Genomic DNA, 17,568 nt, shown 5'->3' with positions numbered 1-17,568 from the left:
CTTAATTAATGAGGTTTAGATACAGTTGATAGTCTACCGGCGTCCGCAATTGTAAGTTAGCTTTAACAATTGGCTTTTCGTGTCCATTGATTATCCGGGTCTGTTGTTCTAAAGACTGAAAATCAAAATCTACTAGGCCGAGATAGTAGAAATCCGCACCTTCGTCCTCACTTTTCTTTACAAAGAGGGGAAAAGCAATGGTTTGTTGCCGATTTCCCTTAAGAAGGTGGACCACTTCTTTAGAATCTAACTTACGAGGCGTTTTGGTGAACCAGCTTAACGTCTGGGTATCGTAGAAAACGTTTTGGTGGCGAGCAGCAACCGGAGACTGGGGACGCTTTTGGTAAATGACAAAAAGCGGACAACTTCCTTGATTAGCTTTGTAGCCGTAAATCGCGGAAGATTGGTCTTTAGGCCAGCCCAATAAGCGGTTGACGTGTCGGCGGGTGTAACGTTGGTTGCGGGTGAACTTCGTTTGTTGGTCGTATCGTTTACTATTCCACATGCCAACTTGTAAGACATCGTCAACCAAGTTTTTAAAGTACGGATTTTGCTGATATTGTGTCCAGAGCTCATCGTTAAGCTGATAGTAACCATCTTGCAGAGTAACCCAAGCTATTTTCCCGTATTTAACTTGATCACGAGGCTGAAAATAACTTAAATCGAGATGGTTGTTTACCGACTGCAAAGTTGCTGGATCAGTATAAGTTCCCAGTTCGTGAAGTCGGCTGACCAACGCTTGCTTAGCGTACCGGGGCTGCTTAAACAACTGTTGTAGTAAAACTAGTTCATGAATGCGCATGCCGTTTAAAAATTCCCGCGAAATTAGGCGTAAAAAGGCGTCTGCTGACTTAGTAAGTGGCTGTTCGTCATGCATTTTAATCAAAAACTGCTGATAGTTTTCGTACTTATCGACTAAAACTTGACCATCTACCGAGCCGAATTTTTGAAAATCGGCTAATCGGGGCACGCGGCCCAATTTATTTTTCAATGCTTGATAGGCCTCACGTAAGGTTGCCAACAGGGTGAGATTACTATGGTTGATCGACTGATAGATCCGTTCCTTAGCAATTCGACTAAAGTTAATGGAAGACAACCCGATGGTTTGATTGGTGGCAATTTGCTGCCGAAGCCGATTTTTATTCAGGGATTGGTCACCAGTCAACGCAATTGGAATTAAGTAGTTGTTTTTGTAATTACCAATAAAGTCAATAATCGTTACGAAAGATTTTTCCGGAGCTTTTCTTAAGCCACGCCCGAGTTGTTGAATGAAGATGATGCTGGATTCGGTATTGCGTAGCATAATCACTTGGTTAACCTTCGGAATGTCGACCCCTTCATTAAAAATGTCGACGGTAACTAAATATTCTAATTCACCCTTTTCAAATCGCCGAATGATTTTTTCACGCTCGCTTACCGAGGTGTTTCCGGTCAAAGCGCGGGTGGGATGCCCCTTTGCCGTCATGATTTGAGCGACCTCCACGGCTTCAGCCTGACGACTACAAAAAATTAAGCCATAGACTCTTTCTCCATCGTGACCATAGTAATCAATTTGTTCAGCCACGTAGTCCATTCGTTCTTGAGCGAGTAAATGGCGTAACGGAGTTTTTTCGTCAATTAACTGACCCTGGTATTCGTAATCGGTAATTCCTACGTAATGAAATTGGCTGAGCATATCGGATTCAATGGCAGCTTGCAAGCGAATTTCATAGGCAATGTGGTAATCAAAAAGCTCGTAAATGTTAAAATCGTCCGTTCGTTCCGGAGTGGCGGTCATCCCTAAAAGAAACTCGGGCTGGAAATGGTCGATCACCTGTTGGTAGGTGGGCGCGCCAGCTTTATGTGCTTCGTCGATCAAAACGTAGTCAAACATATCTGCGGGCAAGGATTGTAAAATTGATTCGCGTGACAAGGTTTGAATGGTAGCAAAAAGATATTTACAGTTGGTATCGTGCTGATTTCCGGAAAGAATTCCATAATCACTTGCCGGACCGCCAAGTACTTTTCGAAAACTACGTAATGCCTTGCGTAAAATCTGTTCGCGGTGAACGACGAACAAGAATTTACGAGGATTAAAATTCCGTACGTCAAAAGCGCCTAAGTAAGTTTTACCAGTTCCGGTAGCGGAAACGATAAGGCCACGCTTGGCGCCGGATTGCCGTAATTCGGTTAGTGAGGCGAGGGCATCCTTTTGCATGGCGTTAGGGGTAATCGAAGTAGTTGGTGACGATGACGGTGTCGATGTTAACCGAGGGATGGCTTGCTGATAAGCTTTGCGATATTGGCTAAGCCAAATTTCATCAAGCGGACGCGCATTTTGCCAAAGCTGGTCTACTTCGTGATTAATTGTGCGAGCTAGTTGTCCGTGTCGATACGCAGTTAGTTTAATGTTCCACTCGTAATTTTGTATTAACGCTGCTTCAGTTAGATTAGCGCTCCCGAGGATAAAGGTTTGGTAGCCCTCCGGTTTGTCAAAAAGGTAGGCTTTGGCGTGAAAATTTTGTTGTTGATCAATAATGCGAACTTCCACATTAGGAATCTTCAAAAGTTCCTCGAACACATGGGGATGGTTAAAATATAAATAGGTTGAAGTTAAAATGCGACCAGAAATATTTTGAATAGCTAAATCAGCAAACTGGACCTTTAAATCGGTGAGGACACCGTTTGTAATGAAAGCAACGGCTAAGGTAAACCCCGTACAATTTTGCAACTCTTGTTCTAAATGGAGCTTAAGGTTGACGGCAGTTTGGTTAGTAATTAATTGGGGGAGGTACTCATTTTCAGCAGGCAGCTGATAATTACTAAGTGCGGCTAAAATTGAATTATTAAAGTTAGGTTCAAGATTCATAAGTGCTCCTTAAAAACGTAGTTTATCAATGTTACACGTATTTTACCGCGCTTTTGGGAAAAGTACCGTTAAATTTAATTTAAATAATCGTTATTTAAAGTGGTTGCGACTGACGGGCAGGTTTTGTAACTTAAGCCAAATTTTGAGTTAGTTAATAGCCAAATTAGTAATTAAAATGGGGAATGTATTTATGTAGACGGTAATTAACTGGACGATGTAACTAATTTACCCGATCCTCGTCCACGAAGAAAGTTATTAAAGGGTAAATAGTTGCGAGAAACCACCTGCGCTATTAGAGGGACAAAAATTCTACAGGAAGTACGCTATTAAATTTAATTGATCGTTAAGAACTTCCCCGGATTGGTCGTCAGCTCGTGCTATAATATATCCAATCTTTTTCCAACGAGGAGTTTAATTATGCAAAAGCAAAATCATGCACGTAAAATTAGTATTTTAGCTTTATTTGCAGCAATCATTATTATTCAAAATTACGTTCCTTTAGTCGGTTACATTCCAGTGGGGATGCTAGAAATTACGACAATCCACATCACGGTCATCGTAGCGGCAATTCTTTTAGGACCCGTAGATGGAGGTATCGTTGGTGGAATCTGGGGATTAGTTGATTGGTTACGAGCCATTACCGTCACTTCTAGTGCACTAGGCAACGTCGTAATGGTTAATCCGTTGATTTCAATCGTCCCCCGCATCTTAATTGGGGTAATCACCGGGTGGTTAGTCAACTGGTTAATTAAAACCAAACTGCCTCAACAGGTCACATTTATAATCAGTTCCGTGCTTGGCTCATTAGTTAACACGGTATTAGTGCTGAGTTTGATTTACGTTTTCTATCATAACGGCTCACAAGTCTACGCAGCCCTTAATTTAAAGGAGTTAATGCCATACTTATTAACGGTTGCCGGTGTACACGGAATTCCCGAAGCCATTGCTGCTGGAATTATTGCTCCGTTATTAGCTGTACCGCTATTAAAGTATTCTAAAGTCGGGCAGCAACGGTTTAAGCAGTAAAAAGTTATTTTTTGTTTAATCTCGGAGAACCGGACTATTATTTTTAAGGTGCTTCGGTTAAACTAAGTATGTACACTAAAATGGAGGGTCTTGACCACCAGTGGCGAAGAAAAAACGTAGGCGAAAGAATAACTTTTTTTATCAACAGGGACAGTTAAAAGTTTCGTCAATTATTGGGCTGCTTTTAGTGGTATGCTTGGTAGTTGAACTGGGAATGAAGCTCCGAACGGAAGCTACCCAGGTTACGGATAACTTGACCACCACCAGTGCCACCGCACAGCGTCACCAACAGTTTATAAAAACAATTGCGCCATATGCTCAGCAGATGCAGCGGCAATATGGTATTTTGCCGAGCATTACGATGGCTCAGGCAATTCTAGAATCAGACTGGGGACAAAGTACGCTGTCCAAAAAGTTTAATAATTACTACGGAATTAAAGGTGACTCTGATCAGAACAGTCGTTATTTTAAAACGCAGGAATTTGTAAATGGCAAATGGGTCACGGTGGCGGCCCGTTTTAAAGTCTATTCTTCGTGGCAAGAGTCAATGCGTGACCATTCGCTACTACTGGTGAACGGGACCAATTGGAACCCACGGCAATATCAAGCGGTAATTACGGCAAGTGATTATAAGCAAGCTGCCCAAGCGCTTTACGACGCTCAATACGCCACGGATCCGGATTATCCAGCCAAGTTAATTAACTTGATTCAAAAATATAATTTAAATCAATATGATAAATAATAATTCAGGGGGAGTTACGGGATGAAGTTACTTGAAGACAAGATTAGATCAGAAGGAATTGTTTTACCACACAATGTCTTAAAGGTTGATGGCTTCTTAAATCATCAAGTTGATCCACAATTAATGTTTGAAATTGGAAAAGAATTCGCGCGGTTGTTTAAGGACCAAAAGGTAACTAAAATCTTAACTGTAGAATCTTCAGGGATTGCTCCCGCAGTAATGACCGGATTGGCAATGGATGTTCCGGTAATTTTTGCGCGGAAGCACAAAAGTTTAACGTTGAAAGATGACTTATATACGGCGTCAGTTTATTCATATACCAAACAAACCAGCAATCAAATTTCGATTTCCAAACGGTTCATTGATTCTAACGATCGGGTACTAATTATTGACGACTTCTTAGCTAATGGACAAGCCGTGTCCGGTTTATTTGACATTGCGGACGCTGCTAAAATCGACGTGGTGGGCGTCGGAATCGTGATTGAAAAGACCTTCCAAAAGGGAAGTCAAATCATCAAGGATCGCAACGTGCAACTAGAGTCCTTAGCTAAAATTAAGGCGTTAACTGACGATGGTCAAGTTGAATTTGAGTAATTATAGATTGAGGAACAGGCAGGATGATCAAAAGTGGAAAATGAGGTAATTACTTCGAAAAAGATTATTTATCCAGGCGATATGATAGGGATTATCGGCGAAGGGCGTTCCAGTGTTCAATTGGTAACCACCGCTAAGTCGATGGGCTTTAAAGTTTCCGTTTACGTCACGTCGGAGCAAAATGAAGTGGTTCACTATGCGGATAAAAGTTTCGTGGGAAGCTTAAACGATGGGGAAAAGCTTCAACGATTTGCGGAACGCTGCAAAATCGTGATGTATGAATCCGAGATGGTCGATATTAAGATCATTAAATACCTACAACAATTTGTTTCCATCCCTCAAGGAACCCAGTTGCTTGAGCTCAACCAAGATCGAATCATTGAAAAGGCCACGATGGAACAACTCGGAATTAAAACGGCACCATACGTTACCATCGTCGATTTGGATGATCTATACGATTCGGTTAATGAGATTGGGTATCCCGGAATTTTACAACCAATCTTGAAAGATCCGTTAAATGAACAAAGCTTGCTGTTGGAAAGTGAAATTGACGTTCCCAAGGCGGCGCCATTGCTCGAACGGGGGACTTATTTACTACAATCATGGCCGGACACTGGTCGTGAAGTTGCGTTAAGCGTAGTGAAGGGCCAAAATCACCGGCAAAAGATGTTCCCAATGGTGGAGAATATCTATCAAAACCATCACTTAAAAGAAACTCGGGTTCCAGTAGATATTGATCCGCGGATTCAAAATAACCTATTGGAACAAGCAACGAAAATCGCCAATTCAATTGAATACGTAGGGGTCTTTTCAATTGTGTTCTACGTCCAAGATGGAGAAATTTACTTAAAACGGTTGATTCCTGGAATTCACCGTTCCCAAAATATCTTTAACTTAGCTTCGAATACGACGGTTTACGAAGAAACCTTGCGGGCCCTCAGTGGGATGGTGATCAGTGATATTCGGCTTCAAGTGCCGACCATCATGTTGAACGTTGCCGAACCGCAAATGCAAAAAATTAAAACACAGTGGTTAATCAAAGATAATTGGCACTTCCATTTCTATCCGCAGGTTAGCGAACACAAGGATGAAAATCACGTGGGCTACGTGTTGGCGGATGGCGACAACGTCAAGCAAATTCAAGAGCAAATTGATAATACAGATGTTTGGTAAAAGTCGCTTTAAAGTCGGTTAATGAACCGGCTTTTTTGCTATAATGGTCTGTGGTTGTTTTTTAGTTACAAATAGAGAGGATTGAACGAATTGCCTGAAAATGATTTATTAAAAGGTCTTAATGATATGCAACAGCAAGCCGTCCAAACAACGGAGGGCCCGTTGCTGATCATGGCGGGTGCTGGTAGTGGAAAGACACGGGTGTTAACGCACCGGGTGGCCTATTTGATTGAAGAAAAGGATGTAAATCCTTGGAACATTTTGGCCATTACCTTTACCAATAAGGCGGCTCGGGAGATGCGTGAACGGGTGGCTAATTTATTGGGCGAAGTGGCATCTGAAATTTGGGTCTCCACTTTCCATGCGTTGTGCGTACGAATTTTACGGCGCGACATTGAACAGATCGGGTACAACCGGGCTTTTTCAATTGCCGACCCTAGTGAACAACGGACGCTGATCAAACACGTACTTGCAGATTTGAATTACGATCCAAAAGTATACGATCCTCGGTCGGTATTGGGAAAGATTTCCAACGCCAAAAACGATTTAATGACTCCGGCGGATTACCAAGAAAATGCAAGTAACCCGCATGATGAGGCGGTTGGTAAGATTTATGACGAATATCAACGACGGTTAAAAGCCAACCAAGCGTTGGACTTTGACGACTTAATCATGCAAACAATTCGGTTGTTTGAACAAAGTCCTGAAACGTTGCAATTTTACCAAAACAAATTCCACTATATTCACGTGGATGAATACCAGGATACTAACCAAGCGCAATACCAACTGGTTACCATGTTGGCAAAAGGTTTTCGGAACCTATGCGTAGTGGGGGATTCTGACCAAAGTATTTACGGTTGGCGGGGTGCCGACATGCAAAATATTTTGAATTTTGAATCTGATTATCCTGACGCGCACACGGTGATGTTGGAACAAAATTACCGTTCTACCCAAAACATTTTGAACGCGGCTAACGACGTGATTGCTAACAACGTGGAACGCAAGCCTAAGCAATTGTGGACGGATAATGCTGAAGGGGCTAAAATTTCGTACTACCGGGGGCAAACCGGCAATGATGAGGTCCATTTCATTGTTCAACAAATTCGCAAGCAAATTGAAGAAAATAATTTTGATTACGGTGATTTTGCAATCCTATACCGGACGAACGCCCAATCCCGGTTGATTGAAGATACCTTCGTGAAGGCCAACATTCCTTATACCATGGTGGGGGGACATAAGTTCTACGACCGCAAGGAAATTCGGGACGTTCTCAGTTATCTCACGCTAATCGCTAACGAAGAGGATTCCATGAGTTTTGAACGGGTAATCAACGAACCCAAACGAGGGATTGGTGCAACTTCAATGGCTAAGCTACAGGCGTTTGCGGACGAAAATAGTTGGTCGCTTTTACAAGCGGCGCGCAACGTGCAAATTGCTAACGGAATTGCTCGGCGCACGCGCAACGCGATTGAAGATTTTGCCAAGACAATCGATGCTTTACGGAAGTCCGCCGAATTTCTTTCCATCACGGAATTAACGGAAACTTTACTAGATAAAACCGGCTACCGGGCAGCCTTGGAACAAACCCGAACCATGGAAGCGGAAGCTCGGTTAGAAAATATCAACGAATTCCTCACGGTAACTAAGCAATTTGACGAACAAAACGACGCGGAAGGAACCGAAGTTGCCGATGAAAATGGTGATAACGTTCGCTTAGTGGACTTTTTAGCAGACCTTGCCTTAGTTTCTGACCAAGACGATGTAGAAGAAGAACCATCGGCAGTAACGCTGATGACCTTGCACGCGGCGAAGGGGCTTGAATTCCCCGTAGTCTTCTTAGTCGGAATGGAAGAAGGGGTCTTCCCATTATCTAGGGCGGCTACCGATCCTGACGAACTTGAAGAAGAACGCCGGTTGGCTTACGTGGGAATTACCCGTGCACAAAAGAAGTTATACTTAACGAACGCTTATTCCCGAATGTTATACGGGCGGACGCAAAATAATCCTGCATCTCGCTTTATTGGGGAAATTAGCGCAGAATATTTACAAGACGAAAACGAACAAGTTCAAGGGTTCAGCTCAAGCAGTAGAAATAAATATCCGTTTGATCGGGAACGAAACGCCCGGGCAACTGCTAGTGTTTACGGTACTCAACGTGCTAAAGTATCTACTAACCAAGGTACTGGCGCAGAAAAAGTTAGTTGGGCGGCTGGTGATAAAGTGCAACACAAAGCTTGGGGTGTTGGTACGGTGGTTAAGGTTTCTGAAACTGGCGAAGACGTGGAATTAGACATCGCCTTTAAAGATCAGGGGATTAAGCGTCTATTAGCAGCCTTTGCACCGATTAAGCGGGTTACGGACTAAGCTTAACCTTAGACAAGATGTGATTTATTTTAGCGGTATAATTAGGTATATAACGAAAGTTTGAGGAACTTTTCTATGAAAGTAACTAAAAAAATCAGCTTATTAGTTGCCACGTTATTACTCGGAGTCGGTTTGTCGGCTTGTGGGGGATTAAATAATTCTTCTATGTCGTCGGCAACCAATAACGTGACCGGTGAAAAAAATAAAAAGACAACTTATCAAACAACGGGCTCTTCTTCTGGACAATACGCCGGAGTGATAAAAAATGGAAAGTACGTGGTCAGCAAGTCCCGTGGGTTAACTGCGGATCAAAATGGCAACGTAAATAATACGAAGAGTTTTGAAACGGGCTTGCAAGACGTCTCCAAAGAAGTTTTCGCGCCATCTAAATACGTTTTCCAAGAGGGGCAATACCTTAGTTCGGATACGGTTCAAAGTTGGCTAGACCGAAAGTCCAAGAAGAACCCTGATGGCCTCAATCCGAAGGATAATGGTTCTAAAGATCCTGATAAGCGAAACCCGATTTATTTGCAGGCACTTGAAGAACAAGACTACATGCAAAAATCGGGGAACTCCTTGAAGTTGAAGGGGGTCACGATTGGACTAGCAATGAACACGGTCGACTATTACCAAAAGAAGCAGTATGGTGCAGAATACGAAACTAAAATTTCGGACGCGGAAATTAAAGAGCAAAGTACGCGGATTGCTAAAGAAGTACTGCAACGATTGCGGAAGAAAGACGAATTCAAAGATATCCCGATCGTGATTGCCGTTTATAAACAAGCGTCTAATGATAGTTTGACCGGGGGAACCTTTATCCGGTATTCTAATAACCAGGGTAATCAACTAGCTAGTTGGAAAAACTTGGATTATAAGAACGTGGTTTACCCAATTGGGGATAACGAAAGTACGCCGAATAGCAACGATTCGACTGCTTTTGATAATTTCAAAACTCAAGTGGAAAGTTTCTTCCCTAACTTGAGCGGAATTACCGCGAAGGCTCGTTACAAAGGGGATTCAATGCAAGGAATGAGCGTGACGATTACCACTCAATTCTATAGTGAGACAGAAATTAATAGTTTCACGCAGTTTGTTTCGACCCAGGCAGAAAAATACCTGCCAAGCGGGGTAAATATCGACATTACGATTCGTTCGAGTGACGACGTTCAAAGCTTCTTATCCCGTTCATCAAAGGATAAGACCTTTAGTTCGCACGTCTTTACAAGCTATTAATTCTGAAAGGAAGCAAGCAATGACAGTTGAAAATAACATTACCAAAAACGACGTAGCACACGTAGCTACGTTGGCTAAATTAAAATTAGATGATGCCCAATTAGAAAAGTTTACAAATCAATTCGAAGATATCATCGACCTAGTTGAGCAATTAAACGAAGTCGATACGACTAACGTGGAACCAACGTTCAACGTAACTGATCAATTGAACCGGATGCGCGAAGATCAAGCCGTTCGTTCAGGAGATAAGGAAGCACTCTTAAATAACGCACCCGATACTGAAGACGGGTTCATTCGGGTTCCCGCAATTCTTGATGAAAGTGAGGAAGCATAATGAAGTTTTTTGATATTACGGTGACCGAACTCCATCAAAAATTGGTTGACCGGGAATTAACCGTTACGGAGTTGGTATCCCAAACGTTAGACCAAATCGAAGCTGACCAAGCCGTTTTAAACGATTTTGTCACCATTAACCGCGACGAAGCTTTAAAGCAAGCACAAGCGATTGACGAAAAGGGCGTTGACCCTGACAACTTATGGGCAGGAATTCCCATTGCCGTTAAGGACAACATCGTTACTAAGGGCTTAAAAACGACCGCTTCTTCAAAGATGTTGAGTAATTTTACGCCCATTTACGACGCGACGGTAATTGAACGTTTAAAGGCTAACGACGTAATCGTCATTGGAAAAACTAACCTAGATGAATTTGCGATGGGTGGTTCAACAGAAACTTCTTTTTACGGTACGACCCGGAATCCATGGGACCACACTAAAGTTCCCGGTGGTTCTTCTGGTGGTTCAGCAACCACGGTCGCGGCTGGGAATTCGATTGCCGCACTTGGTTCAGATACTGGGGGCTCCATTCGCCAACCAGCTTCCTATACCGGAATTGTTGGGGTAAAACCAACGTACGGTCGGATTTCGCGTTACGGATTGATCGCATTTGGTTCAAGCTTAGACCAAATCGGTCCGATGACGAGAACGGTCAAGGATAACGCAGCCTTATTGAACATCATTGCTGGAATGGACGAACGGGACCTTACTAGTTCGGACAAGAAAGTTCCCGATTTCACGGCTAAGATTGGACAAGATATTAAAGGGATGAAGATCGCCCTTCCTAAAGAATACCTTGGCAAGGGAATTAACGAAGACGTTAAGGCAACCATCAAACAAGCCGTTCAAACGTTAACAGATTTAGGAGCAACGGTCGAAGAAGTTTCCCTACCACGGAGTAACTACGGGGTGGCGGCTTACTACATCATTGGTTCGTCAGAAGCTTCTTCCAACTTGCAACGTTTTGATGGGATTCGCTACGGTTACCGGGCGGACGACGTAAAGAACCTAGAAGACGTTTACGTAAAATCTCGTTCCGAAGGATTTGGCGATGAAGTTAAGCGCCGGATCATGCTGGGAACTTACGCACTTTCAGCTGGATCATACGATGCATTCTTCAAGAAGGCTGCCCAAGTGCGGACTTTAATCATCGACGACTTCAATAAAGTTTTCGAAAATTACGACTTAATCATTGGGCCAACTGCACCAACTCCAGCTTATAAAATTGGTGCGGAAGTTGATGACCCAACGACCATGTACATGAACGACGTGTTGACGATCCCAGTTAACTTAGCGGGATTGCCAGCAATGTCATTACCAGCAGGCTTCAGCGAAGGGATGCCGGTTGGTTTACAAATGATTGCTAAACCATTTGACGAACAAACTATGTATCAAGCAGGGGCTGCTTTTGAAGCGGCAACTAATTTTTACCAAAAACACCCTGAAACGGAGGACAAATAATGAATTTTAAAACCACTATCGGACTTGAAGTCCACATCGAATTAAAAACTAATTCCAAAATATTTAGTCCTTCACCCGTAGAATTTGGGGATCAGCCGAACGAAAATACTAACGTAATTGACTGGGGATATCCCGGCGTTTTGCCCCAAACTAACAAAGGGGTTGTGGAAGCCGGAATGATGGCTGCCAAGGCATTACATGCTAACATTGCTCGGACCCAGCATTTTGACCGGAAGAATTACTTCTATCCAGATAATCCTAAGGCATACCAAATTACCCAAGCAGATACGCCTATTGGAACGGACGGCTGGATCGAAATCGAAGTAGACGGCAAGAAGAAAAAAGTTGGGATTGCCGAAATGCACATCGAAGAAGATGCCGGTAAGAATACCCATAACCCTAACGGCTACTCCTACGTCGACTTGAACCGGCAGGGAACCCCGCTAATTGAAATTGTTTCTAAACCAGATATTGAATCACCGGACGAAGCTTACGCATATTTGGAAGCACTTCGGCAACGGATTCAGTTTACTGGGATTTCAGACGTGAAGATGGAAGAAGGTTCCATGCGGGTGGACGTTAACATTTCCATCCGTCCGGAAGGCTCAAATACTTATGGTACCAAGGCCGAATTGAAGAATATCAACTCCTTTAACTTCGTCCGGAAGGGATTGGCTTACGAAGAAAAGCGGCAGCAAAAGCTTTTATTATCCGGTGGAGAAGTGCGTCCGGAAACCCGGCGTTACGATGAAGCCACTGGTCAAACCATCCTAATGCGGGTTAAGGAAGGCGCGGACGATTACCGTTACTTCCCTGAACCAGATTTACCAAGCATCACCATCAGTGATGAATGGATCAAGGCGGTAGAAGACAAGATGCCGGAAATGCCTGGTAAACGGCGTGCGCGTTACGTTAACGAACTGGGCTTAAGTGACTACGATGCCATGGTGCTTACCCAAACGAAGGAAATGTCCGACTTCTTTGAAGCAGCAATTGCCTTTGATGCAGATCCTAAGTTGGTTGCTAACTACTTAATGGGTGACGTAAACGCCTACTTGAACGATCAAAAGGTTGACTTACAAGACACGAAGATTACGCCAGAACACCTTGCTAGCATGGTTAAGATGATCAGTGACGAAACCATTTCTTCGAAGATTGCTAAGAAAGTCTTCAAGGCAATTACTAAGGGCGAAGAACCAGTTAGCTGGGTAAAGGAAAAGGGCTTGGTACAACTTTCCGATCCAGCAATTTTGAAGCCAATCATTACGCAAGTAGTTGATGATAACGAACAATCGGTAATTGACTTTAAGAACGGAAAAGATCGGGCCGTTGGTTTCTTAGTTGGGCAAATCATGAAACAAACTAAGGGACAGGCGAACCCGAAGGTGGTAAATCAAATCTTAATGCAAGAGCTCAACGCTCGTTAGTGGAATAGAAGCGGAGGAAAACGTGCGATGCGAAAACGTGCGCGTATTATATATAACCCGACTTCGGGTCGGGAAATGATCAAGCAGCATTTAGTTGAAATTCTGGCGGTATTTGAGAAGGCGGGATATGAGACCAGTGCATTTGCAACAACTCCGGAACCTAATTCTGCCAAAAACGAAGCGCACCGAGCTGCTAAGGATGGTTTTGACTTAGTTGTGGCAGCGGGCGGCGACGGGACCATTAACGAAGTGGTCAACGGGATCGCTCCGCTCCACCGGCGGCCTAAATTGGCAATCATCCCTGCTGGAACCACCAACGACTACGCCCGGGCTTTACGGATTCCACGGGAAGATCCGGTGGCGGCCGCAAAGGTAGTGCTCCAAAATCAACGGATGAAGATGGACATTGGTAAAGCCGGGGATAACTACTTCATTAATATCGCAGCGGGTGGTTTGCTGACCGAATTGACCTACGACGTGCCATCCAACTTGAAGAGTATTTTTGGATACTTAGCTTACATCGTGAAGGGGGCGGAAATGTTGCCCCGGGTGAAGCCGGTCGAGATGGATATTGAGTACGATGGAGAACATTTCCATGGGCAAGCGTCCATGTTCTTCTTGGCATTAACCAATTCAATTGGGGGCTTTGAACAAATTGTGCCCGACGCCTCGTTAGATGATGGAAAATTCACCATGATCATCGTGAAATCTAGCAGTTTACCTGACTTGTTACACTTGATGGTCAAGGCGCTTAACGGCAAGCACGTTGACGACCCGCGGATTATTTACCGAAAGGCGCGTAAGGTCGTCGTTAATCCGGTTAATGAACGGGTCATGGTTAATTTAGATGGTGAATATGGTGGTGATGCCCCAATGATTTTCAAGAACCTAAAACGGCATATCGACATGTTTACTAATTTAGATAGCGTCCCGGTCAGCGAACCGGAAGACGATGAGTATCGCCAAGTTGAAGAACAATTTGTTGCTGAAGTTCAAAATTTATCACAGGATGATGATCAAGAGTGATCATGCACCGTGACTAACTACGGTTGATCACTGCTAATCGTCATGCATTAAAAATCAAAAGTGTTTTTCAAGGATCCATAAAGCACTGAAAAGCATTTTGAACCATTAACTTAAATGAAGCTAAAATGTGGGACAAAAGTCAGTTTGCTCCGCTTAACCTGAAATCGGTAATTCCGGCAACATCAGTCGGAACCGGTAATTTCCGGTTAATGCTCACAAACTACCCGGCTTTTGTCCCACTCTGTTTATTAGATTATCAATAAGGGGAAATCAATGAAAATTAAAGCACCAGTAGAAAAAAACCAAACGTATATGGTAGCCATTACCGACTTAACTTATCAAGGGATGGGCGTAGCTAAAATCGAGCATTTTCCAATTTTCATTGCCGACAGTATCCCAGGCGAACAAATTCAAGTCAAAATCACTAAAGTGCAGAAAAATTTTGCGTTTGGCCGGGTAGAAAAGGTTCTAGTGGAAAGCCCAGACCGGGTTGCGGGAAATGATGTCGCGTATACGCAAACGGGAATTGCACCGTTGCAACACATTGCGTACCCCGCGCAATTAAAATTTAAGCAAACTCAAATTAAGAACTTATTGCAAAAGTCTCACTTGGAACAAATTGAAGTTGCGGAAACGGTCGGGATGGAAAATCCAACGGGATACCGAAATAAAGCGCAGGTTCCGGTTCGAAAAGTTAAGGGACAGTTAGCCACCGGCTTTTTCAAGCGCGGCTCGCATGATTTAGTGCCGATTGAAGATTTTTACATTCAAGACCCGGTAATTGACCAAGTAATCCTCAAAGTTCGAGACATTTTACGCGAATACCAAATTGAACCTTACGACGAAATTAACCAACGCGGCGTAGTGCGAAATATCATGGTCCGTCGGGGCCGGCGTTCGGGCGAAATTATGGTGGTGTTGATCACCCGCACCAGCTCAGTTTCCCATTTAGACGAAATTGCTGCGGCTATTCATCAAATTGATGGGGTAGTTAGCGTAATTCAAAATATTAACCCTAAGCAGACTAACGTTATTATGGGGAAGGAAGATCGCCTGTTGGCAGGTGAATCGGTTATTCACGACGAATTGTTGGGTCAAAAATTCATCATTTCAGCACATTCCTTCTACCAAGTTAACCCAGTGCAAACCGAGAAGCTCTACCAGCTAGCAATCGAAAAAGCCGGCTTAACTGGTAAAGAAACGGTCTTGGACGTTTATAGTGGAATTGGGACGATTTCCCTAGCGATGGCGCAAGCCGCCAAGAAAGTTTACGGAGTCGAAATTGTTAAGGAAGCCGTCCAGGATGCGAAGGTTAACGCCGTTCAAAACCAAGCTAAGAACGTTAAATTTGTGGTCGGCAAGGCGGAAGACCAAATGGCGAAGTGGCAAGCTGAAGGGATGCAACCAGACGTTGTGGTAGTGGATCCGCCACGCAAAGGCCTCGACGAAAGTGTGATTAACGCAACCGTGGCAATGGCTCCTAAACGAGTGGTTTACGTCAGTTGTAACCCAGCAACGCTGGTTCGAGACATCGACCGGTTCCAGGCTCAAGGCTACAAGGTGGATCAACCAATCACGCCGGTGGACCAGTTCCCGCAGACGCCGCATGTTGAGAGCGTCACAGTAATGTCGAGGAGCTAAGCGACGAAGAAATAATGAGTTTTCTGCAAATGGAAACTAAAAGGCAAAAATAATTAAAATGTTTAGCAAACTAAAAAGTGTACCCCTATTGAATACTAGGGGCACACTTTTTTACATATGGCAGTTATTTTAATGATTACCCGCTAAGTTAGCCAAAATAACGCCAATGACAATTAAAATGATTCTGGAAATTTGTAATTGTAGGGTATTTTCTTGAATTTCCTAACCCTCTTTGATAAGCTCAAAACAAATTTATTAAGGAGAGGTTGAATGATTAATTACAGCACCTTAGCGATTGTAGGTTAGCCAGAAGGTTTGGCCTACAAATCTTCTGGAATTGCCATTGAATTCAATTCTTAAGGAGAGCGTTAAAATGGAAAAAGATTATTTGATTCGTTTAGAACAACCAGCTGACTACCGGGAAACGGAAGCGATGGTGCGGGAAGCCTTTTGGAACGTTTATCGGCCAGGTTGTTATGAACATTACGTATTACATGTTTTACGCAAAAGCTCCGAGTTTGTTCCTCAGCTTAACTTGGTGATGGAAAAAGGTCACCAAATTATCGGTCAAATTTGCTTTGTGAAGGCAAAAATGGTTGATAAAAACGGGAATGAAGTGCCCGTTTTAACATTTGGACCATTATCAATTGCCCCGGCTTACCAACGGAAGGGGTATGGGAAAAAGCTGCTCGATTATGGCATTGCTCAAGCGCGTAAATGGGGGGCCTCTGTACTATGCATTGAAGGTAACTTAGCCTTTTATAAACACGCTGGTTTTGAAGTTGCGACTACTAAGGGAATTCGTTACGCGGGTGAACCTGAAAACGGAGAAATCCCATATTTTTTGGCAAAGGAATTACGGGAAGGCTTCTTTGAGCAAGCACAAGAAGCACTCTACTACACGCCTTCAGCATATTACGTCAGTGAAAGCGACGTTAATAAATTTGACCAGCAATTTCCGTCAAAAGAAAAGCGTGTTCTTCCCGGGCAATTAGCTTAACTTGAAAAGTAAACTCGTCACGATTACGAGGCGCTCCGTCTTTAAGTGACGGGTTTAGCTTTTTTAGTGGGTACCTTTGCTATAATATAGTTGAAGGAAATCTTTAATCGTGGTGGTTAGGATTCGGCAGTAAAAGTTTGCAAACCAAAAAGCGTAGAAACTGAACCAAATTCAGCTTCTACGCTTTGCTACATACAAGAATTAATTTTGGGCATTATAGGCGTCAACCAAATCTTGGGCGAATTGATCTAGGTGATCGAGATCCTCTTGCGATTCGGGAGCTAAGTTAATCTTAAGATCGGCAGTTCCCTTAGTTGCGTTAGCCTTAGTGAGAGCTTCACTAAACTTGTCAACGGCGACGCAATAAAATTCTTCGTAGAATGTGTCTCCTGATCCAGCGACTCCGTAAATTTTGCCGCTCAAATCAAGGTCGGCTAGGTCGTCGTAAAAGTCGAGACCCTCTTCGGGCAGTGCTCCTTCGTCATAGGTGTAGGGGACAATGACGTTAATGTCGTAGTCTTTAAGTTCGGCAGCATCGGTTTGTGAAATTTCGGTTTCGTCAACTTCCACGCCTAAATCTTCTAAAGCTTCGGTAATGATGTCAGCACAGTCCTCATTATTACCAGTGATGGTAGCAAAAACAACTTTTGCAGTTGGCATAGTTTGATCCTTCTTTCCAATATTTTCCTATCAAAGTATA

General features: G+C 43.4%; 14 protein-coding genes. 12 read left to right on the top strand and 2 right to left on the bottom strand.

Features of this window, described 5'->3' with window-relative positions; all coding sequences use genetic code 11:
• Position 1: 1 nt before the first annotated feature.
• Positions 2-2,848 carry a DEAD/DEAH box helicase gene (locus HMPREF0623_RS04165; protein ID WP_004166079.1) on the bottom strand — a complete coding sequence of 949 codons (2,847 nt, stop codon included), beginning with the start codon at positions 2,846-2,848 and terminating at the stop codon, positions 2-4.
• Positions 2,849-3,265: 417 nt separating this feature from the next.
• Here HMPREF0623_RS04165 and HMPREF0623_RS04160 point away from each other — a divergent pair, with 417 nt between their 5' ends.
• The 12 genes from HMPREF0623_RS04160 (at position 3,266) to HMPREF0623_RS04105 (ending at position 16,868) form a co-directional block, all read left to right on the top strand.
• On the top strand, positions 3,266-3,874 hold the full coding sequence (locus tag HMPREF0623_RS04160; RefSeq protein ID WP_004165497.1) for an ECF transporter S component: 609 nt from the start codon (positions 3,266-3,268) through the stop codon (positions 3,872-3,874).
• A gap of 100 nt (positions 3,875-3,974) precedes the next feature.
• Positions 3,975-4,616 carry a glycoside hydrolase family 73 protein gene (locus HMPREF0623_RS04155; protein WP_002832222.1) on the top strand — a complete coding sequence of 214 codons (642 nt, stop codon included), beginning with the start codon at positions 3,975-3,977 and terminating at the stop codon, positions 4,614-4,616.
• 21 nt (positions 4,617-4,637) lie between these two features.
• Positions 4,638-5,210: a xanthine phosphoribosyltransferase gene (locus tag HMPREF0623_RS04150; protein WP_002832221.1), complete on the top strand. Its 573-nt coding sequence runs from the start codon at positions 4,638-4,640 to the stop codon at positions 5,208-5,210.
• Between the two features lie 33 nt (positions 5,211-5,243).
• Positions 5,244-6,383, top strand: coding sequence for an ATP-grasp domain-containing protein (locus HMPREF0623_RS04145; protein ID WP_002832220.1), 1,140 nt, complete (start codon positions 5,244-5,246; stop codon positions 6,381-6,383).
• Positions 6,384-6,473: 90 nt separating this feature from the next.
• A complete protein-coding gene (gene pcrA, locus HMPREF0623_RS04140) occupies positions 6,474-8,747 on the top strand; it encodes a DNA helicase PcrA (protein WP_036671274.1) in 2,274 nt (757 codons plus the stop codon).
• Positions 8,748-8,822: 75 nt separating this feature from the next.
• The gene (locus HMPREF0623_RS04135; protein ID WP_004165494.1) at positions 8,823-9,980 is read left to right on the top strand and encodes a CamS family sex pheromone protein; all 1,158 of its coding nucleotides are present in this window, start codon (positions 8,823-8,825) and stop codon (positions 9,978-9,980) included.
• Between the two features lie 19 nt (positions 9,981-9,999).
• Positions 10,000-10,314 (top strand): Asp-tRNA(Asn)/Glu-tRNA(Gln) amidotransferase subunit GatC, encoded by a 315-nt coding sequence (gatC, locus tag HMPREF0623_RS04130; protein ID WP_002832217.1) that lies wholly within the window; start codon positions 10,000-10,002, stop codon positions 10,312-10,314.
• Positions 10,314-11,774 carry an Asp-tRNA(Asn)/Glu-tRNA(Gln) amidotransferase subunit GatA gene (gene gatA, locus HMPREF0623_RS04125; RefSeq protein WP_002832215.1) on the top strand — a complete coding sequence of 487 codons (1,461 nt, stop codon included), beginning with the start codon at positions 10,314-10,316 and terminating at the stop codon, positions 11,772-11,774. Before gatC ends, gatA begins: the two co-directional genes overlap by 1 nt.
• Positions 11,774-13,201, top strand: a complete 1,428-nt coding sequence (gene gatB / locus HMPREF0623_RS04120; RefSeq protein WP_004166075.1) for an Asp-tRNA(Asn)/Glu-tRNA(Gln) amidotransferase subunit GatB — start codon at positions 11,774-11,776, stop codon at positions 13,199-13,201. The genes gatA and gatB overlap by 1 nt, the downstream gene beginning before the upstream one ends.
• Positions 13,202-13,228: 27 nt before the next feature.
• Positions 13,229-14,227 carry a diacylglycerol kinase gene (locus HMPREF0623_RS04115; RefSeq protein ID WP_004165492.1) on the top strand — a complete coding sequence of 333 codons (999 nt, stop codon included), beginning with the start codon at positions 13,229-13,231 and terminating at the stop codon, positions 14,225-14,227.
• Between the two features lie 273 nt (positions 14,228-14,500).
• Positions 14,501-15,868, top strand: a complete 1,368-nt coding sequence (gene rlmD / locus HMPREF0623_RS04110) for a 23S rRNA (uracil(1939)-C(5))-methyltransferase RlmD (protein WP_004166074.1) — start codon at positions 14,501-14,503, stop codon at positions 15,866-15,868.
• A gap of 373 nt (positions 15,869-16,241) precedes the next feature.
• Positions 16,242-16,868, top strand: a complete 627-nt coding sequence (locus tag HMPREF0623_RS04105) for a GNAT family N-acetyltransferase (RefSeq protein ID WP_004166073.1) — start codon at positions 16,242-16,244, stop codon at positions 16,866-16,868.
• 201 nt (positions 16,869-17,069) lie between these two features.
• Here HMPREF0623_RS04105 and HMPREF0623_RS04100 read toward each other — a convergent pair whose 3' ends face one another.
• Positions 17,070-17,528: a flavodoxin gene (locus tag HMPREF0623_RS04100; protein WP_002832208.1), complete on the bottom strand. Its 459-nt coding sequence runs from the start codon at positions 17,526-17,528 to the stop codon at positions 17,070-17,072.
• Between the last annotated feature and the right edge of the window lie 40 nt (positions 17,529-17,568).

The organism is Pediococcus acidilactici DSM 20284, assembly GCF_000146325.1.
Lineage (GTDB): Bacteria > Bacillota > Bacilli > Lactobacillales > Lactobacillaceae > Pediococcus > Pediococcus acidilactici.
The sequence above is the reverse complement of the archived record's forward strand: the minus strand, read 5'-3'. Positions and strand labels throughout refer to the sequence as shown.